The organism is Streptomyces sp. NPDC059092, assembly GCF_042756365.1.
Lineage (GTDB): Bacteria > Actinomycetota > Actinomycetes > Streptomycetales > Streptomycetaceae > Streptomyces.
The window spans coordinates 18,121-41,587 of record NZ_JBHZEJ010000044.1 but is presented as its reverse complement, the minus strand read 5'-3'; the positions used below and the strand labels follow the sequence as shown (position 1 = coordinate 41,587).

The 23,467-nt window shown below is 67.3% G+C and carries 19 protein-coding genes and 2 pseudogenes; 10 read left to right on the top strand and 11 right to left on the bottom strand.

Annotated elements, in window-relative coordinates; genetic code table 11:
- Positions 1-10: 10 nt before the first annotated feature.
- From ACFXPL_RS23875 to ACFXPL_RS23865, 3 genes and pseudogenes are all read left to right on the top strand, one after another.
- Positions 11-199, top strand: a pseudogene (locus tag ACFXPL_RS23875) (aldo/keto reductase); the annotation flags it as partial.
- A gap of 443 nt (positions 200-642) precedes the next feature.
- Entirely contained in the window at positions 643-795 is a 153-nt protein-coding gene (locus ACFXPL_RS23870) for a hypothetical protein (protein WP_384923031.1), read from the top strand.
- A 53-nt stretch (positions 796-848) separates the two neighbouring features.
- Positions 849-1,883 (top strand): zinc-binding dehydrogenase, encoded by a 1,035-nt coding sequence (locus ACFXPL_RS23865; protein WP_384923028.1) that lies wholly within the window; start codon positions 849-851, stop codon positions 1,881-1,883.
- 73 nt (positions 1,884-1,956) lie between these two features.
- Here ACFXPL_RS23865 and ACFXPL_RS23860 read toward each other — a convergent pair whose 3' ends face one another.
- Together ACFXPL_RS23860 and ACFXPL_RS23855 are read right to left on the bottom strand one after the other, a co-directional pair.
- Positions 1,957-2,853: a helix-turn-helix transcriptional regulator gene (locus ACFXPL_RS23860; protein ID WP_384923025.1), complete on the bottom strand. Its 897-nt coding sequence runs from the start codon at positions 2,851-2,853 to the stop codon at positions 1,957-1,959.
- A gap of 167 nt (positions 2,854-3,020) precedes the next feature.
- Entirely contained in the window at positions 3,021-3,572 is a 552-nt protein-coding gene (locus tag ACFXPL_RS23855; RefSeq protein ID WP_384923022.1) for a cupin domain-containing protein, read from the bottom strand.
- A 630-nt stretch (positions 3,573-4,202) separates the two neighbouring features.
- On the opposite strand from ACFXPL_RS23855, the gene ACFXPL_RS23850 reads away from it, so the two are divergent.
- From ACFXPL_RS23850 to ACFXPL_RS23830, 5 genes are all read left to right on the top strand, one after another.
- On the top strand, positions 4,203-4,598 hold the full coding sequence (locus ACFXPL_RS23850) for a hypothetical protein (RefSeq protein ID WP_384923019.1): 396 nt from the start codon (positions 4,203-4,205) through the stop codon (positions 4,596-4,598).
- Between the two features lie 603 nt (positions 4,599-5,201).
- The gene (locus tag ACFXPL_RS23845) at positions 5,202-5,393 is read left to right on the top strand and encodes a hypothetical protein (protein ID WP_384923016.1); all 192 of its coding nucleotides are present in this window, start codon (positions 5,202-5,204) and stop codon (positions 5,391-5,393) included.
- A 2-nt stretch (positions 5,394-5,395) separates the two neighbouring features.
- Positions 5,396-6,670, top strand: a complete 1,275-nt coding sequence (locus ACFXPL_RS23840) for an FAD-binding oxidoreductase (RefSeq protein ID WP_384923013.1) — start codon at positions 5,396-5,398, stop codon at positions 6,668-6,670.
- Between the two features lie 133 nt (positions 6,671-6,803).
- The gene (locus ACFXPL_RS23835) at positions 6,804-7,493 is read left to right on the top strand and encodes a flavodoxin (RefSeq protein ID WP_384923010.1); all 690 of its coding nucleotides are present in this window, start codon (positions 6,804-6,806) and stop codon (positions 7,491-7,493) included.
- 155 nt (positions 7,494-7,648) lie between these two features.
- Positions 7,649-8,971, top strand: coding sequence for a metallophosphoesterase (locus ACFXPL_RS23830; RefSeq protein ID WP_384923007.1), 1,323 nt, complete (start codon positions 7,649-7,651; stop codon positions 8,969-8,971).
- Positions 8,972-9,179: 208 nt separating this feature from the next.
- On the opposite strand, the gene ACFXPL_RS23825 is transcribed toward ACFXPL_RS23830, so the two are convergent.
- Together ACFXPL_RS23825 and ACFXPL_RS23820 are read right to left on the bottom strand one after the other, a co-directional pair.
- Positions 9,180-10,145 carry an FAD:protein FMN transferase gene (locus ACFXPL_RS23825; protein ID WP_384923004.1) on the bottom strand — a complete coding sequence of 322 codons (966 nt, stop codon included), beginning with the start codon at positions 10,143-10,145 and terminating at the stop codon, positions 9,180-9,182.
- 308 nt (positions 10,146-10,453) lie between these two features.
- Entirely contained in the window at positions 10,454-11,710 is a 1,257-nt protein-coding gene (locus tag ACFXPL_RS23820) for an MFS transporter (RefSeq protein ID WP_384923001.1), read from the bottom strand.
- 372 nt (positions 11,711-12,082) lie between these two features.
- Here ACFXPL_RS23820 and argH point away from each other — a divergent pair, with 372 nt between their 5' ends.
- Positions 12,083-13,594 carry an argininosuccinate lyase gene (gene argH / locus ACFXPL_RS23815; protein WP_384922998.1) on the top strand — a complete coding sequence of 504 codons (1,512 nt, stop codon included), beginning with the start codon at positions 12,083-12,085 and terminating at the stop codon, positions 13,592-13,594.
- Positions 13,595-13,645: 51 nt separating this feature from the next.
- Positions 13,646-14,536: a LysR family transcriptional regulator gene (locus ACFXPL_RS23810; protein WP_384922996.1), complete on the top strand. Its 891-nt coding sequence runs from the start codon at positions 13,646-13,648 to the stop codon at positions 14,534-14,536.
- A 386-nt stretch (positions 14,537-14,922) separates the two neighbouring features.
- Here ACFXPL_RS23810 and ACFXPL_RS23805 read toward each other — a convergent pair whose 3' ends face one another.
- From ACFXPL_RS23805 to ACFXPL_RS23775, 7 genes and pseudogenes are all read right to left on the bottom strand, one after another.
- Positions 14,923-17,127 (bottom strand): xanthine dehydrogenase family protein molybdopterin-binding subunit, encoded by a 2,205-nt coding sequence (locus tag ACFXPL_RS23805; protein ID WP_384922993.1) that lies wholly within the window; start codon positions 17,125-17,127, stop codon positions 14,923-14,925.
- Positions 17,124-18,107 (bottom strand): FAD binding domain-containing protein, encoded by a 984-nt coding sequence (locus tag ACFXPL_RS23800; RefSeq protein WP_384922990.1) that lies wholly within the window; start codon positions 18,105-18,107, stop codon positions 17,124-17,126. The genes ACFXPL_RS23805 and ACFXPL_RS23800 overlap by 4 nt, the downstream gene beginning before the upstream one ends.
- Before the next feature lie 12 nt (positions 18,108-18,119).
- Positions 18,120-18,752 (bottom strand): (2Fe-2S)-binding protein, encoded by a 633-nt coding sequence (locus ACFXPL_RS23795; protein WP_384922988.1) that lies wholly within the window; start codon positions 18,750-18,752, stop codon positions 18,120-18,122.
- 77 nt (positions 18,753-18,829) lie between these two features.
- Positions 18,830-19,282, bottom strand: a complete 453-nt coding sequence (locus ACFXPL_RS23790; protein WP_384922985.1) for a hypothetical protein — start codon at positions 19,280-19,282, stop codon at positions 18,830-18,832.
- Positions 19,283-20,050: 768 nt separating this feature from the next.
- Positions 20,051-20,200, bottom strand: a pseudogene (locus ACFXPL_RS23785) (SDR family oxidoreductase); the annotation flags it as partial.
- Between the two features lie 126 nt (positions 20,201-20,326).
- Positions 20,327-21,703: an MFS transporter gene (locus ACFXPL_RS23780; RefSeq protein ID WP_384922982.1), complete on the bottom strand. Its 1,377-nt coding sequence runs from the start codon at positions 21,701-21,703 to the stop codon at positions 20,327-20,329.
- 607 nt (positions 21,704-22,310) lie between these two features.
- Positions 22,311-23,435: a GlxA family transcriptional regulator gene (locus tag ACFXPL_RS23775; protein ID WP_384922979.1), complete on the bottom strand. Its 1,125-nt coding sequence runs from the start codon at positions 23,433-23,435 to the stop codon at positions 22,311-22,313.
- Positions 23,436-23,467: the final 32 nt, after the last annotated feature.

The following is a 23,467-nucleotide window of genomic DNA, read 5'->3' as shown; positions in this document are numbered from 1 at the left end:
GGCGTACGAAGCGCAGATGCTGGGGGATGTTGACGACATCGCCCCCGTACCTGGCACCAAGCGCGTCGCGCGCGTCGAGGAGAACACCGCCGCCGACGGCATCACACTGACCGCCGAACAACTGGACAAACTCAACCACCTCACCCCGACCGCGGGCGAACGTCTCGAAGAGGAGATGAGCCGGCTCGTCAACCTCTGACGCGGCCATCGCACCGGAACTCGGGTGCATCGGAGTCGTCAAGGACAAGCCGGACGAGGCCCTGGCCCACTTGGCGATCTACGCCGGATGGCCGAGCTCGACAAGCGTGGCTTTTCGGCTCAAGGACATCATCTACGGCCGGGGATACGGACGACAGGAGGTCGAACAGCAGATATGCGTGCCACCACATTGAGCCTGGGCGGTCCCGAGGCCGGTGTCCTGGGTCTGGGCTGCATGGACATGACCCATAGGTACGACCTGAACACTCCACGCGACGGTCGAACGTCGGTCGCGGTGCTTCACCAGGCCCTCCACCTGGGCATGACCCTGATGGACACGGCTGACGTGTACGGGCCCTACGCACCAACCTCGCCATCGTCGGCCGGGTCCGGGATATCGCCGAGCGGATCGGCACCACCCCTGACCAGGTGGCGCTCGCGTGAGTGCCGGCCCAAGGCGAGTACGTCATCCCGATCCCCGGGACCAAGACCCCGAAGTACCTCGCGGACGACGCGAGCGCCGCGGACATGGAACCGAGCGCGGCGGACCTGGCCGACCTGGACGCCCTGCCCACACCGGAGGGCGGCCGCTACTGAGTGGTGGCTCCCCACCAACCTCACACCATTTCAAGGAAGATCGGAAGATTCTCATGCGAGCAACAGTGATGTACGCCGCCGGTGACGTCCGTGTGGAGAACGTCCCTGACCCGAAGATCCAGAATCCCACTGACGCCATCGTCCGGGTGGTACTCGCCTGTGTCTGCGGCAGCGATCTGTGGCCGTACGCCTCCATGCCGGCCTCGGAGCAGGGCAGGCGTATGGGGCACGAGTTCCTCGGCATCGTCGAGGAGACCGGCTCCGAGGTGTCCGGGGTGAAGGCCGGTGACCTGGTCGTCGCCCCCTTCCTCTGGGCGGACAACACCTGCGTCTTCTGCACGGAAGGTCTCCACACGGTCTGCCCGCACGGCGGTCAGTGGGGCCCAAACGGAGTCGACGGCGGCCAAGGCGAGGCCGTACGGGTGCCGCAGGCCCAGGGAACGCTGGTCAAACTCCCGGTGGCCGAGGACTCCGCCCTCCTGCCGTCACTGCTCAGCCTCTCCGACGTCCTCTGCACCGGCCACCACAGCGCGGTGAAGGCCGGAGTCGGCCCGCGCACGGCCGTGACGGTGATCGGCGACGGCGCGGTCGGCCTCTCCGCGGTACTCGCCGCGAAGCGGCTCGGGGCCGAGCGGATCATCCTGATGGGCCGCCACCAGGACCGTACCGACCTGGGTCGCGACTTCGGCGCCACCGACATCGTTCCGGAGCGGGGCGAGGAAGGCATCGCACGTGTACGGGAGCTGACCGGCGGCCTGGGCACCCATGCCGTTCTGGAGTGCGTGGGCGCGCTGTCCGCGTTCGAGATGAGCTTGGGCGTGGTTCGCGCAGGCGGTGCGATCAGCCGGGTCGGCGTACCGCAGTACGCCGAAATCCCCTTCGGCTTCCCGGACTTCGCGAAGAACGTCACCCTCACCGGCGGTGTGGCCCCGGCCCGTGCGTACATGGAGGAGCTGCTGCCCGATATCCTCGAAGGGAAGATCGAACCGGGTCGGGTCTTCGATCGGACCATCGCCCTGGACGACACCCCTGACGCCTACCGCGCGATGGCCGACCGCGAGGCGCTGAAGGTCCTCATCAAGCCCTGACCACGCGTATACGTGTCACAGCGGCGACGGCCGGCACTCCCATGTCCGTCTTCGCGGGAACTGCCGTCCGTCGTCAGCTCCGCTTCCTCCTTGCGCCTCTCGAAACGGCTTCGGTGACCTCCGTGTCGAGGAGGACCATCTTGTCGTAGGCGGGCGTGCCGGGTTCGGCGTAGAACGCGACGAGGCGGTGGCCCGGGGTACCTTCCAGGTGCATGGACTGGCATCCGAGGGTGAGATCGCCGACCTGCGGATGGTGGAAGGACTTGTCACCGGCGGGGTGCGGCTGCACGTCGTAGTGGTTCCATCGGCGCGCGAACTCCGGGCTTTCGAGAATGAGTCCCTCGATGAGCCGGGCGAGGCCGGGGGTGTCGGGTTCGGTACCAGCCAGTGCGCGCAGACGGCCGACGCAGGTGCGGACCTCCTCGCCCCAGTCCGCGAACAGCTTGGGCGCACGCGAGTCGAGGAAGAGGTACCGCAGCACATTGCGTTCCTCGGGCGGCTGTTCCTCCGTCCCCGCGAACAGCCGGAGCCCGCCGGGGTTGGTGGCGAGGATGTCCATGGTGCGGCTTACCACGTAGGCAGGGTTGGGGCGCAGCCTCTCCAGCATCAGCTCGATGTCGGGCCGTACGGTCCGGTCGGCCGAGACCGACGGTTCGGGATCCGGCCTCCTGCCGGCGTGCACCACCAGTTCACGCAGGTGGTCACGTTCGTGCGCCTCCAGCCGGAGCGCCCGGGCGAGGGCATCGACAACGGATGGGCTCGGGTTCGTCTCCTGGCCGCGTTCGAGACGCGCGTAGTAGTCGATGCTGATACCGGCCAGGGTGGCCAGCTCCTCACGGCGAAGCCCGGGCGTACGACGAAGCCCTGCGCCGGGCGTGAGGCCGACGTCCTCGGGAGTCACCTGTGCCCGGCGGGTTCGCAGGAAGGTCCCCAGCCCGCTACCGCCGACGTTCCGCTGCTCGCGTGCCATGCAGTTCAGTATGGCAGGCGAGGCATCCGAGGCCCGCGTGGTGATCGATCACGTCGTTGCCCACGTCGCCGAGCGCTTCACCGGCGTGCCACTGCCATGTTCGCGTAGCGGCAGCACAGCAGCCCTGAGGCGCGAGACCTCAGGGCCAGGGTGCGGAAGAGCGTGTCTTACCTGCGGTCGTATTCCTCGTCGCCGACGAGTTCGCCCCACTCGGTCGCGCCGTCCCCGTCTCCATCGGTGTCCACCATGGCAAGGTGGATCATGAAGTCCTCGCGGGTGGCACCGTGCCAGTGCCACTCCCCCGGGGGCGTGAAGATCGTGTCGCCGGGGCGCATGACGATCAACTTGCCACCGCGTGCCCGGACCAGCCCAATGCCCTCTGTGACGTGCAGGGTCTGGCCGAGGACGTGCCGGTGCCAGGCCGTGCGGGCACAGGGTGAGAAGCGCACCATGCTGGCGCGCAGCCGGGAGGGCTCCACACCAGCCGTGATGTTGTCGACCCAGACGTCACCGGTGAACCTCTCCGCCGGCCCCTTGCCGGTCGGCTGCTTCGGCAGCTTCTCCGTTGTAGGGCGCGCGCCGGACGCGGCTGCGCCTGCCTCGGCGGCGTGGGCGGAGGAGCCGCCAAAGGTGAGTCCCGTCAGCGCTACGGGTGCGGTGATTCCTGCGGAGGCACGTAGCACGGAACGGCGGTCCCAGTTGCTGCTCATTGCCGACATGACTGTCGTCCTTTCTCCTTCGGATGCCACCGCGGTCTTCACTGCCGCGGCGGTCGTGCGTGGGGAGGGGCAGGTCGGTTGAGGGGGATCCAGGGACCGTGGTCAGCGAAGTCGTCTGTCCTCGGTAGCGACGGGGCCGCTATCCGGCTGGCCCGCTGATGAGGAGAATTCCATTCCGAGTGGAGAAGATCCAGGCGCGTGGGGTGTCCTGCCACAGCGCGGAACACCAGTCCCTGGCACAGCACAGCCTCCCGTGCAAACTTGAGCGGCGCGCCCGCGGTGCTCTGCGACCATGCCTCGCCCATAGCAGATAAATGATCAGCCCGGCCGAAATGTTGGGTGCCCTGTCACTACGTCGATCGGCACTCCCTGGCAGTACACGGCCTGTCACAGGGTGAGTCCGTCCGGCAAGGTGGTTGCGGAAGGCGAAGGTTCCGCGCGGTCGTGGTTGGGCGCCCCATCCGTGGGAGCGGCCGGCGGGCGCGACCGAACAGCCAAAGCCAGTACGACCGCTCAGCGGCGTACAGCCTTCCGGCACCGGGGATTTCCGGGGCGCCGCTTTGGGGAAGGTGCGCTTCCGCTCCCCCCGGGACGAAAGCCGAGTGAATGGGAACGGCCGGAGGGAGCCGCATGCCGCGCGAGAAGACAACCCGATTCGGGCTGGCTCTGGCGGCTCTCCTGGTCGTCCTGCAGTTCGTCGGCCTGATGGTGCCCGGCACGACCGGGCACGACAGGTACAGTCCTGCCACGGTGACGACGGCGCCGTCCGCGAACATGGTCACCGCCGACCTGGTAGACGAGTTCGCCACCTGCGGCGACGGCGAGCGGACCCTTGACCCGGCCCCCTGGCTGGGGGGCCGCGACCGCCACCGCCCCTCCCCCGAGCCCGACACCAAGCCTTGCGCCGGCGGCATCTGGGCAACCGAGTTCACGGCCCTGCCTCCTGGCGGCCTCACGGTGTCGCGCCTCAAAGCGAAATCCTCGGTTTCGCACTCGCTCACATCACTCCAGGTCTTCCGCTGCTGATCTGTTCAGCAGCTACGGCGATTCTCGGGGCTCCCCTCCGCTGGTGAGCGGCATCTGCTGGTGAGCTCTTCGGGGCCGCAGCCCACAGGCCTCACGCGACCTATGGCTCCCGCGAGTTGCGCGGCTGTCGAGCTCCGGCGCCGTCGGCAGTGGTACGCGGTGATGTCCCGGCCTGTGTGCGGCAGCGACACGCACGCTGCTTCCCCCTGTGGGGAGGACACTGCCTACCCGGTCGACGCCGAGGGCGTACGCACCGGTGCTCTGAAGCAGTGGCCGGGACCGCGCGTACTCGAAGACCGAGGCATGTCGGACCGTGAACTCACCGACCCCGCGCGGCCGGTTCCGCGAGTGCACACGGGATCCGTACTCGCCCATGTCGCGGCTTCCGATACCTCCCAGGTGCGGCGACGGCGCCCTGGGCCACCGAACGGAAACGTCCGTCCACGCCATGGTCTTGCAGACGGCCCGGACGCACGAATAGGCAGCACACGCAACGCAACAGAAAGAACACTCGATGAGTCAGACCTCAACATCGATCGATCGCAAAAAGTCCGCTGCCCGGGCAGGGAACCAGTGCGAGTCCTCACGCAAGGAGGCGCGCGCGTGAAGCCGAAGCACAAGGTGATCGTCCTGGTTTCCGTTGCCTTCTTGGCCCTGGCGGCACTCGCCTACGTCAATCTGCAGCACGTGCGGGAAACAGGCCGGCGAGGGATTTCCTTGGCGAGCGAAGGCAGAGGGCCTGACGTCGGCCACCAGTCGAGCGAGTTCAACCTGACAGCTGAGGCGGATCTTTAGCCATGCTACGCAAACTGCTCTTCTGGAGCATCGCGGTCGTATTCCCCCTCCCACTGGTACTCACCTACGATTACCAGGCCACCGAACCCGACTCCCTGAAGTTCTACATCTTCCTCGGTCTGATTGCTTATACATGGTGGCTGCTCTCCATCCTGCTCAGCGTGAGACCGTCCTGGCTGGACCGTTCCGTTGGGCTGCCTTCCATTTACGGCCTTCACGGGATGCTTGGTGTGCTGGCGATCGCCACGGCCTATGTGCACCGCGATTACGGCTACTCACCGAGCCGCCTGGCGCGAGACCTGGGAGATTGGGGGTTCTACGGGGCACTCGGAGTACTGTGCTTCTCGGTGTTCTTCATGAGCGGATGGTTCGTCGACAGATCGAGTCTGCTACTGACCGCCAAGCGGATTCTGGAGGTTGTATTCCGTCGCCAACTCTCCGTGTGGGTCCACCGACTCAACCTGGTGGTCGTGGCGATGATCTGGCTGCACGTACACCTGCTCTTGAGGGTGAACCAGCATTTTGCGTTCATGATGCTCTTCGACTTGTACACAGTCGTAGTGATGGGCATCTACACCTGGAAGAAATGGATCGCACCCGACACCTATCCGACGGGTACCGTCATAAGCAATGAGATGCTCGGTGGGGCAACGCGACGGGTTTCGGTGAAGGTCGACAGGAAGGCGTCAACTCTGCAACCGGGTGACTTTTTCTTCCTCAGCTTCGAGGGATCTCCTTCCGTAAGCCGAGAATGGCATCCTTTCTCGGTGACCGACGACAACCCGGAGACCTTGACCTTCACAATTCGCCAGCACGGAGACTTCACTCGCCGTGTCGAAGATGTCGAGGTGGGAACCCGCGTGCGCTTGGAGGGACCATTCGGCCGCTTCGAATCGATCATCCAGGACCGAGACCACGAAGCTCCGCTCGTATTCCTCGGGATGGGCGCGGGAGCAGCGCCATTGATCAGCTTGACAGCAGCCCACCACACCACACGAAAGATTCACCTGCTGTGGGCCGTGCGGAACCCGGAAGACGCCTATTACCGTGACGTCCTCAAGGAATACCAGGCGGCATCCGGCGATCATTTGCAGGTCACCATCAGCATTGGCCGGTTCCGCCGTGAAGATCTCACCAACGCGCTCTCCGCGCAGGAAGTCACGAAGGGCTCATTCTTCATCGTGGGCCCGAACCCCGCCGTATTGGCAAACCAGCGCCTGCTGCGGCGAATTGGAGTCCCTGCGCGGCGAATACACCAAGAACGACTGACCATGTAGGCGGCGCACCACTCACCGCCCGGGTCGGGTACATAAAGACAACTTTACGTCTCAGAATTCCCGAGACCACAGCCTCGTGCAGTCTCAGGGATAACGAGACATTCCACACGCCACAGATACGGAGTTCAAAGAGATGAAATCCACGACACGCCGTCATTTTCTCGCACTGGCCACCTCCACTCTGGCCGGGGCAGCCGTGGCCGGCTGTTCGACAGGAGGGTCGGGTAACACGTCCAGCGGTTCCGCCCCCTCGAAGCCTCTCCCTCCGCTGAACGAATCACGCGCTTTGGTCACCTATTTTTCGGTGCCAGAGACCGATGACCCGAACAACATGTCCGATGACGAAGAGAACAGCACTCACGTAGTTGACGGCAAAGTTCTCGGCAATACCCAGCACGTCGCACAGATCATTTCGGAACGCACTGGCGCCGAAATGTTCCGCATTGAGACGGCAGAAGAACTTCCCCTTGACCACGAAACGCTCGAAAATCTCGCACTCGAACAGCAGGAGGCCAACGCAAGGCCGAAACTGAAATCCCCGATCCCGGATCTGGAAAAATATGACACCGTGTTCATCGGCTACCCGATCTGGTGGTACGAGCTACCGATGCCCATGCATACATTCCTTGAACAGAATGACTTCAGCGGAAAGAACATCGTACTGTTCAGCACTCATGGCGGAAACCGCCTGTCGGGAACCGTTGAAACCATCACCGATAAGCTTGCCGACTCCAACGTGATAAGTAACGCTTTGACGATATCGCGCGATGACATGGACGACGCCGAGGACGAAGTGGTGAAATGGCTCGACGGCCTCGACTGAAGATCGGCGAGGCGCAGGGAGTGCTCTGTCGCACTACGTAAGGCCGGCGTGCGGCACGGCTCTTCCCCGATCACGTTCCGAAATGTTCAAGTCTCCGACGTCATGCACTGGCGTCTCATCAGGAAGACGTCTCCGCTGTGGTCATAGGCTCCATCTTGGTTTACCTCGCCGTGCTGGCCGCGTTCGGCGCGCTCCACTGGTATGTGTGGTGCCGTGCCGTCCGCGACACGGCACCCCCGGGCTCTGTCCTCCGCCGCATCGGAAGCGTCATTCTCGTGGTGGGACCGCTGCTCACGGTCGCCACCCTGGTGGCCGGCCGTACAGAGGCCCCGTTCCGGGTCGAACAGATCCTGGCCTGGCCCGGATACCTGTGGCTGACGGTTTGGATGTACTTGCTGCTCGCACTGCTGGCAGGGGAGGCGATCCGTCCCCTGCTCTTGCGTTGGATCGCACGACGGGACACAGGGGAAGTGGAGGGCGAGGGCACCCTGGAGCAAGGGGCCGAACCCGTGCCGGTCAGCGAGTCCCAGTCCCTGACCGAGGCTCGGGAAGCCTCCGATGCCGAAGCGGGTACGGGGGCCAGGCCCGTCGCTGCGGCGGAGCACCCGCCCGCCGCGCGGGCCGGTGCGTTCTCCGGGGCCGGTCCCGCTGCCCCATCACGCCGCTTGTTCGTCGCCCGGGTCGTAGGGGGTACCGCTGCGGCGGTCGCCGTCGGCACGGTCGCCAACGGCGCGTACGGGGTCCTTCGCGGCCCAAAGGTGAAGCGGGTCACTGTCCCCCTGGCCAAGTTGCCGCGCAGTGCACACGGATTCCGGATCGCCGTGGTCAGCGACATCCACCTGGGTCCGGTTCTGGGACGTGGCTTCGCTCAGCGGGTCGTCGACACCATCAACTCAACCCAGCCCGACCTGATCGCGGTCGTCGGCGACCTGGTCGACGGCAGTGTCGAAGACCTCGGCCCGGCTGCGGCTCCGCTCGCGCAACTACGCGCCCGTCACGGCGCGTTCTTCGTCACGGGCAATCACGAGTACATCTCGGGTGTCGAGCAGTGGGTCGAGAGGGTGAGGGAGTTGGGGCTGCACCCGCTGGAGAACGCGCGTACCGAGCTGCCGGGCTTCGATCTGGCCGGGGTCGACGATGTCCGCGGCGAGCGCGTGGGCAAGGGGCCGGACTTCCACAAGGCCCTCGGGGACCGGGACCGCTCCCGCGCGGCTGTGCTCCTCGCTCACCAGCCCGTCGTCATCCACGACGCCGTCCGGCACGGCGTCGACCTCCAGCTCTCCGGCCACACCCATGGCGGGCAGCTCTGGCCGGTCAACTACGTCGCCGAGTTGGCCAATCCGACCGTCGCCGGGCTTGAGCGCTACGGCGACACCCAGCTCTACGTGAGTCGCGGCGCAGGAGCCTGGGGGCCACCGGTTCGGGTGGGCGCCCCGTCCGACATCACCGTCGTCGAACTCGCCTCACGACAGGCATAGTCACCCGAGCCCCGAACACGTCACGCTGCGGCTTCCTCCCTGATTTCCCGGAGGGCGTCGTTGAAGCCATCGGTCGTGACGCTGGAACCGGCGAGAAGGTCGAGGTGGACTTCATCGAGGCGCTTGCCGGTGGCCACACCGGGAAGCGCCTCGGCGAAGCGCTTCTGGTACCAGCGTGAGACGAAGCCCCTGGCGCAGGGTCTGCCGGTCAGGCGAAGAGCTCCCCGGCGAAGTCCGGGGACGCGTCGACACGACCGTCCGAACCCATACGAACATAGGTGAAACGGTATGCGGTAGCGAGCTGATGAGGTTCGGTGAAGAACAGGGCAGTCGCCAGGGCGTCGGCCACGGCCGTGTCGTCTGCGACGACCCAGGTGGCGAGGGTTTCGCCGGTCGGCCGGCCTGTGCGGCCGTCGAGAATGTGATGCAGGCCTGCGCCCCACGCACGCCGGTTTGTCGCGGAGGCGCACAGAGCTTGCTGGTGGAGATACGCGATGCCGATCACGCGGCCGGGGTCCTGTGGATGCTCCAGGCCGACCCGGAGGGTGTTCTCGCCGTCATGGCGCAGGTCTCCGCCGGCGTCGACGACGAACCGGCTGATGTCCGCTTCCCGGAGCAGCGAGGCCACGAGGTCGACAAGGTGCCCCTTGCCCGCAGCACCGACATCGATCACCAAGGGACCACGGGTGGTGAGCACGGCGCCGTTCCGGGCCACATCCGTGCTCCAGGAGGGCCGGACGCCGGCGTGCAGCGCCCGCACGGAAGCGGGCGCCGGGGTGAGAGTGTAGGTCCTGTCGTAGCCGAGAAGTTCGAGGTCACGGCCGACGAGTGGGTCGACGGCCCCGTCGGTGAGGTCGGCCAGCCGGTCGTACAACTCGAAGAGGAGACGACTGTTGTCCGGGAAGGTGAATCGGCCACCAGCGGGGGCTGTGGCTACGCGTGAGATGAGCGAGTCGGGCCGGAACCGGGAGTACACGGCATCGAAGCCGTCGACGCGGCCGAGCAGTTCGCGGCGCAGATCAGTGTCCAGCGGGCGGTCCGTCTCGATGCTCCAGTGCGTACCGATGACATCGAAGGTGAATGTCGGGCGGCTGCCGCACCCAAGCGTGGCCGGGGCTGCGTCACGGTCGGAGTGGATCACGGGCTCGCTTCCGTCGGATACGGCGGCAGGCATCGGACGGTGATATCGGCCACTGGGCCGCCGGCCCCACATGCCACCGTTCCTGCTGGTCGGGTACGCGTGCGGAGCTTGGAGGCCGTCGACCGCGCGCACTCGCTCGCTTGCCGTCGGCCACCAACCTTCAGCTCTGCAGCGTGACCGCTACGCCAGTCACGTGCCAGGCAGCGTTGTGCCAGGCAGCAACATTCCGTGTTGTGACAGGGCGCCCTACGTGCCTCCCCCGCAGGTCACCCGTGGCGCCGAGGCACTACACGCGGCTTCCCTCGCCGGTCGTCCCGCACCGTTGACCATCGCCGAAATGATCACGCCCGCGTTTCACCCAGGGCCTGCTTCGCCGTCTCCGGTCCCCACAGGAGCCCGATGGCGCCTCCGATGATCAGTAGCACCATGCATGAGCCAAGGGCCGTCGCGATGCCGTACGTGCCGACGACGACGGGCATCAGGAAGGTCGTGACTGCCGAGCCCATCCGGCTCGCGGCGACGGCGAGGCCCACACCGCGGCCGCGCAACTGGGTCGGGAAGAGTTCGGCGGGATAGACGTACACGACGTTTCCGGTGGAAACGATCACGAGCGCGAAAATCCCGAAGAGCAGGACCGAGACAACAGGGTTGGGAGCGGCCACGAAGGTCATGGGGATCAGCAGCACCGCCGCCAGGAGGAAACCGCCGAAGAGCAGCGGCCGGCGCCCGAAGCGGTCGACGAGGAAATAGCCGAGGAGGGCGCCGACGGCCACGCAGCAGTTGTAACCGAGAGCACCCGCGTAGGGATCCTTTACGCCCAGGGTTTCGAGCACTCGCGGCGAGAAGGTACCCAGAGCGAAGTTCGGCATGACGGCGACCGCGTAGGACATGCAGGCGATGAAGGTCCGGCGCCCCATGCCCGCGACGAAGAGATCACGCATGCGCCCGGTGACATGGGGTTCCGCGACGTCAATCGTCGGCAGGGCGATCTCCGGGCCGAGCTTCGTCGTCACGATCTCCCTGGCCTGCTCGACTCTCCCGTGCTGCATGAGCCAGCGCGGGGACTCCGGTATCCGCATACGCAGCAGGAAGACCACGACGGCGGGAATCGCCGAGCTGACCAGGGCGAGCTTCCACCCGTAGTCGGGGACGGCCCTCAACGCGAGGCCGGCGACGTACGCCGTCGCGAAGCCCGCGGCCCAGGCGATGCCGAGCATGCTCAGCGCCCTGCCCCTCCAGTGCGCGGGTACGTACTCGGCCAGGAGCGCCTTGGAGGCGACGTAGTCGCCGCCGAGCAGAATGCCGAGCACCAGCCTTACGGCGAACAGCGACCACCCCGGTTCGGCCCAGAATTGCGCGAGGGACGCGAGTGCGAACACCAGCATGAGGGGGCCGTAGAACGGCTTGCGTCCGAACTTGTCGACGAGGCGTCCGCAGGTGAGAGCTCCGAAGAATAGACCGATGAGCGTTGCCGAGGCGAGCAGCCCCATCCAGACGTCGTCGATGCGGATGGTCTCCGAAGCGGTGGTGAGCGCGATCCCGCTCACACCGAGCACATAACCGTCCGAGAACGAACCTGTCGCGGACGCAATACTCACGCGCCAGTGGAACCGTTTGACCGGTGCCTCATCGAAGGCAACCGTGCGTATGGAGGATGACTTCATCGTCATTTTTCTGTTCTTTCGTAAGGCCGGAGGCCGATTTCCCCCGTCCGTGACGACGGGGACACCGACAGCGAGGAGGCCTCACACGAACGCCTCGGCGCAGTCGACGGAACCCGAGTTACGGGCCTGCTGAGTCAAGCCACGAGACCGTCGAAGCGTCCAATATCTATTCCCGAAGACCGCTATATCGAGGTCGTATAGCCGATTCCTCCCGTTCAACCGCACGTCATGGAACTCTCGTGGACGGTGCCTGCGAGAGGCGGGCTCCGTACTCCCGGCGAACCCACACCGACACAGAGGTCGACGATGCTCCAGCAGTCCCATTGCACCTACCGCGGGTACCGCACCGCCGGGATCCGTCTCACCGAGCCGCTGCTGAAGGACCTGGAGTTCCACCGCACCGAGAGGTTCGGTGTGACGCTCGACGCGATCCACTCGTTCGACAAGGCACACCTCGTGATGCTCGTCGAGCAGGGGCTCATCGGCGCTTCGGACGGTCGCGCGATGCTCAGGGAGATCAGGCGTATGGAGTCGATCGGCGTCGAGGAGGCGCGATTGCAGGCACAAGGCGGCGAGCATTCCTGCGAACAGTTCCTCATTCGGTCGCTCGGCGAGGAGATCGGTGGCCAGCTCAACCTGGCGAGAAGCTCCGGGGACCTCGGCGAGGTCTCCCGGCGGATCACGCTCAGGACCAGGATCACCACCGCGCTGACCACATTGCTCACTCTCCGCAGGGCGGTGATCGAACTCGCGGAGCGGCACACCGACGCCGTCTTCCCAGCCCAGACATTCCTCCAGCACGCGCAGCCGACCTCCCTCGGACACTGGTTCGCCATGTGGGCGGCAGTGCTCTCCCGGGACACGGACCGCCTGCTCGCGCTCTACGAACGGGTCAACGAGTCGCCGGCGGGAGCGGGCATCCTCACCGGCAGCGACTTCGCCATCGAACGCCACCGCACCGCGGCGCTGCTCGGCTTCGACGCCCCGATGGCGAACACGTACGACGCCATCATGAGCCACGACGTGAGCGTCGAGGCGCTCAGTGTGATCGGTATCGTCTGGAGCGGCCTCGCCCGCATGAGCGACGACATCGAGCTGTGGTTCTCCAGCGACGCCGGGTTCATAGACGTCCCCGACCGCTTCTGCGACACCTCCAGCGTCATGCCTCAGAAGCGCAACCCCGGTCTGCCCCAGCAGATCAAGGCGCAGTCCGCCAAAGCGCTCGGCGCACTCACGGCAGGCTATCTGGCGGAACGCGGGGCCTCCGGGCAGCCGATGCTCGAACGCCTGGAGGCGGAACGGTCGTTGTGGGAGCTGTACGACGATCTCGCACCACTCACGCACAACCTGGGTCTCATGCTCACCGCGCTCACTCCCCGGACCGAGCGGATGCTTGACGCGGCGGCAGCGAGCTGGTCGACAGCGAGCGACCTCGCCGCCCTGCTCGTACGCGAAGCCGGGCTCCCCTGGCGCTCCGCCCACCAGATCACGGGCATCGTCGTCCGGCTGAGCACCGAACGGAAGATCCCGCCCAACGAGGTCGGTCAGGAACTCGTGGACGAGGCCGCCGGCCTCTACTTCGGAAAGAAGCTCCCGCTCGATCCGGCAGCGCTCGCGGACGCGCTCGACCCCGTGGCCTCGGTCGCCCGGCGGACCGTGTACGGCGGACCGGCCCCGGCTGCCGTCGTCGCGGCTTGCGAGGAGACGCGTGCGAAACTGGACGATGACGGCGAACGCGTGCGCCGGCGCAGTGATCGGGTCGGCCGGGCGGCGCTGGACCTGGAGTCGGCGATCGACACGATCATCGCGGCGGCCTGACGCTCCAGCCGCACGGTAGGTGCCATCGACCGGGATGGAGGGAACGAACCCGTGAGCCTCACTCGACTCGGCTACTTCGTGGCCGTCGCGGAGGAACTGAGCTTCACCCGGGCCTCCGCCAGACTCCACATCTCCCAGCCCCCACTCACCCAGCAGATACGCCGACTGGAGCAGGAACTGGGCGAGGAGCTGATCGTCCGGACCACGCACAGGATCTCCCTGACCCGGGCAGGCCGCGCGCTGCTGCCCGAAGCACGCCGGATACTCGAACAGCACAGGAAGCTGCCGGCGCTCGTACACGAGGCCGCACGAAGCCGCTCGGACGTGTTCTCCCTCGGATGCGTCCCGTCCGGAATCATCGGACTCGTGCCACAGCTCCTCGGCGCCTTCGCCGAAGCGGAGCCGGGCGTCTCCCTACGCGTCCAGGAACTGCACATCGAGGATCAGCGCCACATGCTCCGCACCGGCGACCTCGATGTCGGTGTCTTCCGCAGCTACCAGCCGCCGGAGGACTGGATCTCGTCCGAACTCACCCCCGACGACTACGTGGTCGCGCTGCCCGCCGGCCATCCGCTGGCCCAGCTTCCGACGGTGGAGTGGGGTGCTCTGGCGGCGGAGCGGTTCATCACGACCGACCGTGCGGGAGCGGTCATCGAATTCGACTCGGTCGCCGCCGCTTGCGTCGCCAGCGGTTTCAGCCCGAACGTCGTCGTCGAGGACGTCTCCGGCTACAACCGTCTCGCGCTCGTCGCCTCCGGGCTCGGCATCACCGTCGTGCCCGGCCGTGTCACCGCGCAGCGCCAGGAGGGGGCCGTCTACCGCCCGCTCCTGCCGCGACGCCCCGCGGTACCCCTCCGCATCGCCGTACGCCCCGAACGCTTCGACGAGCACGCCGAACGTCTTCTGGAGACCGCCTGCTCCGTACCGACGCCGCCGCTGTAGTCGCCGGGGACACACAGGCTGCGGCCGAGAAGCTCGTCGGAACCCTGCACGATCTGGGCCCCGGCGGCGGCCCGGTCGCTCGCCTCGCCGAGGGCGGTGATCAGGTGGCAGGGTGGCCAGCGGGCCTGGCCAGGACAAGGACGTCGATCTTGTCGACACAGGGCAGGCCGACGGAGAAGGCACTGTCGTCGGACAAGCCGGAGCGGGCTTGCGCCGAAATACCGTCGTGGTCGGCACATGCCGGCCCAGCTCGTAGAGGGCGGCCTCCGCGCGGCCGAGGGAAGAGTGGACCGCCGCCGAGCCGTTGAGACATGGGGGGGTCTCGGCGGCGGCCCTGGTTGTCCGACGGCGCCGTCCGCCGGACAGTCGAAGGCACCCGGGGGTGCTCAGAGCAGGGCGTCGGCGGTGATGGGCAGTTCGCGTACTCGGCGCCCCGTGGCGTGGAAGACGGCGTTGGCGATGGCGGGTGCCACACCGACCAGGACGACCTCACCCAGGCCCTTGACGCCGAGCGGGTCGGCCTCCATGTCCTCGCCCTGGAGGTAGATCGCCGTGAGGTCGATGATGTCGGCGTTGACAGGTACGAGGTAGTCGGCGAGGTTGGCGTTGACGATGCGGCCGTCGCGGTGATCGGTGACCGTGTGCTCCAGCAGCGCCTGTCCGATGCCGCCGACCATGCCTCCGATGGCCTGGCTCTCGGCGAGTTTCGGGCTGATGATCCGGCCCGCGTCGTAGACGCCGAGCATCCTCCGTACCCGGACGAGGCCCAGCCGCGCGTCGACGGCGACCTCGGCGAACACCGCGGCGTAGGCCTCGATGGTGAACCGGTTCTGTACCGGGGTGTACGTGCCGAGCACCTCCAGACCGGCGCGGTCGTCACGCCCCAGGAGCTGCTGGTAGGTCTCCCCGCGGGACGGGTTGTCCGGCAGGTGCAGCCGGCCGTTCCGTACCACGACGGTGCCGGGGTCGGCGGCGTACAGCGGCGATCGCTCGTCCTCGACGGCGAGCCGGATCGCCTGCTGTCGCAGTTGGTCGGCGCCGTTCAGAACGGCGGATCCGACGCTCGCCATGGTCAGGGAACCACCGTGCAAAGGGGCGTTGGGCATGAGGGAGTCGCCCAGCCGGAAGGTCACCCTGCGCATGGGCAGGCCCAGGGCGTCGGCGGCCACCTGGGTCATGGAGGTGTAGGTACCCGGCCCCATGTCGATGGTCGCGGACTCGACCACCGCGGTGCCGTCGGTGTCGAGCCGGACCCGCGCCTGGGCCGCGTTCCGCAGCGTGTGGTAGACGCCGGTGGCCATGCCGGTGCCGATCAGCCAGTCGCCGTCGCGGGTGGCGCGGGGCTTCGGGTCGCGTCGGTCCCAGCCGAACTCGCGGGCCCCGGTGGTGAAGCACTCGCGCAGCCTGCGCGTCGAGAACGCGTTCCCGTTCGAAGGGTCCGTCTCCGGCTCGTTGCGCAGGCGCAGTTCGATCGGGTCGACGCCGAGCTCGTAGGAGAGTTCGTCCATCGCCGACTCGATGGCGAAGGCGGCGGTGGCGAACCCTGGCCCGCGCATGGCCACCGGGGTGTTCACGTCCAGCCGCGCCGTCCGGTACGTCTGGCTGACGTTGGGTGTGTCGTAGAGCACCTGTCCCAGCGGCATGATCCCGCGCTCGCCGAACGGCTCGTACATCGAGGTCTCGGTCCGCATGGTGTGGGTCATGGCACTGACACGCCCACCGCGATCGCTGCCCAGGCTCAGCTGGTACTCGCACGCGGGCCGGAAGCCCGTCCCGAAGTACTGCTGCCTGCGGCTCAGTACGAGTTTGACCGGTCGGCCCGTCTCACGGGCGGCGAGGGCGGCGATCGTGGTGTGCGGCCAGGTCCGCAGACCACTGCCGAAGGCGCCGCCGACGAACGGCGCGATGACCCGTACGGACTCCAGGGGGATCCCGAAGACCGCGGCGAGTTCCGTCTGGGTGCCGCCGATGACCCACTGGGTCTTGTCCCACACGGTGAGCCGGTCGCCGTCCCAGCGGGCGACGGTGGCGTGCGGCTCCATCGGATTGTGATGGTTGCGGGCGTGCCGGTACGTCATCTCCATGCGTACGGCCGCGGAGTCCAGGGCCGCCTGCGCGTCGCCGCGCGCGTAGGTCGTGGGGGTGTTTGTCGGGACGTCGGGATCGCTCAGGTCGGTCGACGGCGTCTGGGCGTCGTAGACGACCTTGACCAGGCTCGCCGCGTGCTGCGCGGCCTCCAGCGTGGTGGCGACCACGGCCGCGACGGGCTGCCCGTGGAAAAGGACCTGGTCGTCCTGGAAGACCCGCAGGCGCCGCCCGCCCGCCGGGTTGTTCGAGCCCGCGTTGTCGCGGTACGGCAGTGTGGGTGCGTTGCGGTGGGTGATGACCCTGATGACTCCGGGCTGCGCCTCGGCCGTACCGCTGTCGATGCCGGTGATCCGGCCCCGGCCGATGCCGCTGTCGACGATGACGGCATGGACCACGCCCACGGGGTGGTGGTCGGCGGCGTAGTCGGCACCGCCGGTGACCTTCAGACGTCCGTCGACGCGGGGCAGCGGGGCGCCGACGGCAGCTTGCGGCTGGGGGCTCATCGGCTTCCTCCTACGATGCGGAGCTGGCGTTCGACGGTGCGTTTGAGCAGGTCGACCTTGAACCGGTTGTGTTCCAGCGGGCGGGCGCCTTCGGCCGCCCGCTCGGCGGCGGCCGTCCAGAGCGCACCGGAGGGGCGTTCGCCGATGAGGTGGCGCTCGACGGCGGGCAGCTTCCACGGCACGGTGCCGACGCCGCCGGCGGCGACCTTCGCCTCCCGGATGACGCCGCCCCGGACATGCAGGGCGACGGCGGCGGAGGTGAGGGCGAACTCGTACGACTGCCGGTCACGTACCTTCAGGTATCCGGAGCTGAGGGGGCGGGAGTAGGCCGGAATCTCCACCGCCGTAATCAACTCGCCTCTACGCAAGGACTGTTCGCGGTTGGGGGTGCTGCCGGGTCGCAGCAGGAAGTCCGCGAAGCCGATGCTCCGTTCCCGCCCGTCCGAGCCGAGCACGTGGACGCGTGCCTCCAGCGCCGCAAAAGCCACCGCGGCGTCGGAGGGATGCGTGGCCACGCAGTCGCCCGAGGTGCCGAGGATCGCGTGGGTACGGTTGACGCCCTTCAGGGCGGCACAACCCGAGCCGGGTTCACGCTTGTTGCAGGTTGCGGTCACATCACGGAAGTACGTGCAGCGGGTGCGCTGCATGATGTTGCCGCCGATGGTCGCCATGTTCCGCAGCTGGGCCGAAGCGCTCAGCTCCAGCGCTTGCGAGATCACCGGGTAGGTGGTGCGCACCTTGCGGTCGGCGGCGGCCTCGGCCATCCGTACCAGGGCGCCGATACGCAGACCGCCGCGCCCCGTGACCGTGATGCCGCGCAGCGGAAGGCCGCTGATGTCGACGAGCGTGCCTGGACGTTCGACGGTCTCGCGCATCAGGTCGACGAGCGTGGTACCACCGGCGATGTAACGACCGCCGCTGCGAGCCTCGTTGAGGGCTTCACGAGTGCTGGAGACCTTGGTGAAGGAGAAGGGATGCATGACGGTGAGCCCTCATTTCCCGCGTGCGGCGTGGTCGACCGCGCGGACAATCCTGGTGTAGCAGCCGCAGCGGCAGATGTTGCCGCTCATCCACTCCCGGATCTCGTCGGCGGAGCCGGTGTGGCCCTCCTTGATGCAGCCGACGCCGGACATGATCTGGCCTGGCGTACAGAAACCGCACTGGAAGGCGTCCTGGTCGATGAATGCCTGCTGCAACGCGTGCAGGTCCTCGCCGTCGGCGAGCCCCTCGATCGTGGTGACCTGGGCTCCGTCCAGCCGTACCGCCAGCGTCAGGCAGGAGTTGACCCGCCGGCCGTCGACCAGGACCGTACAGGCGCCGCACGCCCCGGCGTTGCAGCCCTTCTTCGATCCCGTCAGATCCAGGTGCTCGCGCAGCAGGTCGAGCAGAGAGGTCCGGTTGTCGACCGTGACGGTGTGCCGCACACCGTTGACGGTCACCGAGACGCGACCATGGGGTGGTTGGGCAGCGGACTCGTCACCGAGGGCGTCCGGTCCCGCGAGCAGACCGCCGGCGACCACGGCACCACCGGCGAGGGTGGTCGTCGCGATGAAGGTTCGTCGCGACGTGGTGAACGGGGGCCCGGTGGAGGGAGAAACAGGTGACTCGGGAAGTTCGGTAGACATGCCCACTCTCTCGATTTCGCTGTCCAGGAATAGACGGGTTCCGCTCATGGGCGTGCGGCGCATGGACGTGCGGCGCGTCAGCCGGTGGCTTCCTCCTTGATCCGCCGGAGCGCGGCGTTGAACCCGTCGGGCGTGAGGCTCGAACCCGCGATGTGGTCGAGCCTCACGTCATCGATGTCCTTGCCGACGACGAGGCCCGGTACCGCGTCGGCGAAACGCTCCTGAAAGTCACGTGACGTCGGATCCGTCGCCTGCGGGGTCACCGCGACAGAAGTGATCGCGTCGTCGTCGAGGGTCAGGGACACCCTGATGGTCGATGGCCCGCTCCCGTACTGTCCTGCCGCGGTGTAGTCGCCGTTCTCGTACGTCGGACCCCTGCTCGATGACGATCTGGAGCCGGCGACACCATCGCTCCGGCCGGGCGGCGCCTCCTGCCCGTCCGCGGCCGTCGCCGAGCATCCGGCGACAGCCGCGGACACGGAGATTCCCACCATCGTCGCCATCGCGATCTTCTTGCTCAGAGCTGTCATGTCTTATGCCGTCCCTTCCACAGGCTCGATTGACCGACTCGATACGAGCGACGGCCGGAAGACGGACACGGTCCGGGCCGACGAACCTGACGCGCTGGGCTTCAGCGACGTTCTCGGCGGCGCGAGGCCCCGACGACGCTTCGGTGCCGAGCGGCATCAGGCTGACAACGAGGCGGGCCCGGCCGGTTGCCCGTCATGCTCTCCATCCTGCGTTCAGCCTGTTGGTTCGGCGTGCCGGATGGCAGGCCGTGTTGTGCCAGGCAGTGATGTTCCACGGTGTGATACGGCGCCCCTGACACCTGTCCATCAGGTCAAGAAAATGCAAAACTGAGGGGCTTGACAGGAGCAACGGAGCGGCAGCAGTGAGGCACTGCTACCCGCTGTGCGTCTCTTCGTGGAGGTCAGAGCGGTGCCCAAGACAGTGCGGGGCACCTGACGCACAGGACGGCAACCAGACTGCCCGGTGTGTTGGTACCGCTGAGGGACGCCCTTCCCAGCGCCCCGTCGTCACGGCACCAGGGCAGAGACGGTCTCGACGACGCAGGCGGGCTTGTTGGCACCGTCCCGCTCAATGGTGACCTGCGCCGCCGCCAGGTAGCCGCCGCCACCGGGCAGCAGCGACAGCAGTTCCACCCCCGCGCGCACCGTGACATTCACCGGGACCGGAGACGGGAAGCGCACTCCGTTGGCACCGTAGTTGATGCTCATCTCCAAGCCCGCGAAGGTTTCGATCTGCTGGTGGGTAACCTTGTGCCGGTCGGAGTGCCCGAGGTGGGTGCCGACCGCGTGCGTCAGTTCCTCGATGCCGTCGAAGATCCGCATCGTCATCTCGGTCTCGATGAAACCGGGGGCGATCGCGTTGGCCGTGACGCCGAACCTGCCCAGCTCAAGGGCGAGGGTTTTGGTGAAGCCCTGCAGGTGTACATGGGGTTCAACTCCTCCTTCTTTCCGGGCCTTCGCGTGCGATCGGTGCACGAGCAGGGGCGGGGAGGGCTTGATCGGGTCACTCTGCGATGGGTTGTCCGGTTGTTCGGCCGCTGCCGTTCAACGAACGTGTTGAACGGCAGCGGCTTCGACGTGCGCCTCGTCCAACGCGCGGCCTCGGGTCTCGCTGACGTTCAGCGTGCAGACGAGGGCGACTACGCCCAGAACCGCCAGCATCAAGCCGAAGGCGAGTCCACCGTAGGAGGAGATGACAGTCGTGGCGACCAGTGGAGGAACAGCGCCGCCGACCACGCCCGCAAGGCTGTACGCGAGGCCCGCCGCAGTGCAGCGGAAACGAGTGTGGAACAGCTCCGACAGGAAAGAACCGGATACCCCGAAGGCGTGTCCCGCTATGAGGAAGGTGATCGAGAGTCCGACCCAGAAGGTGCCAAGGCTCTTCAGATTCAGCAGCGGGAACAGAACCACCGCCCACGGGATACTCACGACGTTTGCGGCGATCAGCACTCGGCGACGGCCGAAGCGATCGGACAGGATGCCGCCCGAGATGATGCCGACAGCAAGCATCAGCCCGCCGAAGACTCCCGTCCCGAGGACGGCGGACTTGCCGAGTGACAGTGTCGTGGTCCCGTAGTTGGTGAGGTAGGACGCCCCCATGTAGTTGAAGGCGAACGCCATGACCAGCGTTCCGGCACCCAGCAGAATGTGCTTCCACTGGGTGCGGAGGGCTTCCTTGAACGGGAGGCTGCTGGCGCCTCGTCGCTCGACCTCGTTCTGGAACACCGGGGTCTCGTCGAGCCGCAGACGAACCCACAGGCCGAAGATGACGAACACGATGCTGATCAGGAACGGGATACGCCAGCCGTAGGAAATGAAGGCCTCGTCCGTCATCACCAGGCTGGTGATGAAGAAGGTCGACAAGGCCAGCATGTTCGCCACGGCTCCGCCGAGATTGTTGAACATCGTCCAAAAGCCCCGACGTCCCGTCGGCGCGTGCTCGGAGAGGAGGAGCGCCGCGCCGGCCCACTCACCTCCGGCGGCGAGCCCCTGGCCGACGCGAAGGACGACGAGGGCGACAGGAGCGATGATCCCGGCCGTGTCGGCGGTGGGCAGGAGACCGATCAGCACGGTCGCCAGTCCCATCGTGGTCATCGTCGCGATGAGTGTCTTCTTGCGCCCCAGACGGTCGCCGAAGTGGCCGAAGAGCACCGCGCCTACCGGCCGTGCGACGAATGCGACTCCGAGGGTGGCGAAGGAGACCACCGTGCCGGACGCCGTGCCGAGCGCGGGGAAGAACGCGTGCGCGAAGACCAGGGCCGCCGCCGTTCCGTAGATGATGAAGTCGTAGAACTCGATCACCGTGCCCACGAGCCCGGCGAGGGCAACCCTGGGCATCGTGTTCGACGGAGGGCTCGACACAGCGCCCGCTTCCGTCGAGACCTGCGCGCCTGACGGTGCGGGTGGGTTTGGTGCGTTCATCGGACCTTCTCCTCCGTGCTCGTCGTTGAGTGAGGAATGGATCGGGCGCGCTGTCGCATGCGGGTGGCCGGTCCCGATCGGCTGACGCCGGAGTCAACCGCCGGACAGGTACCCGTGTGCGCGTCAGGCTCCCTGACTGCCGACACGATGCTGCGGCCTGCACTGCTGTCGATGGGCTTGTGACGCATGACGATCCGAGCCGTTCCGAGTCCGCGCGGCACCGCAGCAAGAGGCCCTGAACCGCGGAACGCGTCGCATACCCGCACGCCGGGTCCGGAGCAGAGCGGCACGTTCGGTCCCACCTGGCGCCACCGACGGCCGCTCGGTCGGCGTCAGCGCGGATTCCTTGGGTGGGCGCGGCCAGAGCAAGACTGTTCGTAAATCCGTACCGTTGGTCGGTATTGCGAATGTAGACACCGCGTGAGCCGACTGTCAACGGCCGGGAACGTCCTTATCCCGAGCCATTGACGGTGACCGGACGAGCGAGTAACTTGCGGTCGTTTCGAGATCCGCAGTTCGGGTGTACGGCGATAATCACCACAGGCTCGCCCTCCCGCGCCGACCACCTGTCCGCGCTCCTGAACGAGGTCGGCAGTTCCAGCCGCTGCTACTTGCGATACCAAGGCGTTGCTGGACACCGGGTGTACGAACGCTGTCGTCGAGTACGGCACCCGCCTGAACATCGATGTGGAGATCGTCCAGCGGTCTCGGGACGCGAGGCCGCGAAGCGCGCAGACTCAGGGCGCCTGGAGCGGCTCTGTCCGGGCCGGTTGCGGGGCGCGGTGGGCGTGGCGGTAGGCCAGGGGGACAGGCCGAGGTGGGTGTGGAAGTGCTTGCGCAGCGCGACCGGGTCGCCGAAGCCGCAGGCGGTGGCGACCCGTGCGACGGTCAGGTCGCTGGACTCCAGCAGGTGGCGCGCCTGGGTCAGCCGGCTCTGCACCAGCCATTGGAGGGGGCTCGTGCCCACCTCGGCGCGGAACCGCCTGGTGAAGGTGCGTTCGCTCATGTGGGCGTGGCGGGCCATGGCCTGGAGTGTGACCGGCTCTGACAGCCGGTTCAGGGTCCACCGGCGGGTGGCCGAGGTGGAACGGTCGGCGTCCTCCGGCACCGGGTGCTCGATGAACTGTGCCTGTCCGCCGTCGCGCCAGGGAGCGACCACGCATCGTCGCGCCGCCGAGCCGGCCACGGCCGCGCCGTGGTCCCTGCGGACCAGGTGGAGGAAAAGGTCGATGCCGGCCGCCCCGCCCGCGGCGGTCAGGACGCGTCCGTTGTCGACGAAGAGCACGTCCGGATCGACCTCGACACCGGGGAACAGCCGGGTGAACCGTTCGCACAGTGCCCAGTGGGTGGTGGCCCGCAGTCCGTCCAGCAGGCCGGCCGCCGCGAGCAGGAACGCCGATGTGCACAGGCTGACGATGCGGGTTTCGGGCGCGATCCGGGCGAAGGCCGCGGTCAGTTGGGCCGGCAGCTCGCCGGTGGTGAGCAGGTGGTCACCCGGCTCCTGGGTGGCGATCACCACGGTGTCCGCGCTCTCCAGGAGTGACTCGTCGTCGTCGACAACGATCCGGAAACCCTCGTTCGTACGGACCTGACGGCCGCCGAGCGAGCAGGTCGTCACGGTATAGAGGCGTGCCCCGGTCGGGTCGAGGGCCTCGTTGAGCACCCGGGCCGCGATGCCCAGGTCCATCGGTATGACCCCGTCCAGGGCGAGTACGGCGACACGGTGCGGCATGGCTGGAATGGTACGACAGGTGGCCGTCCGGC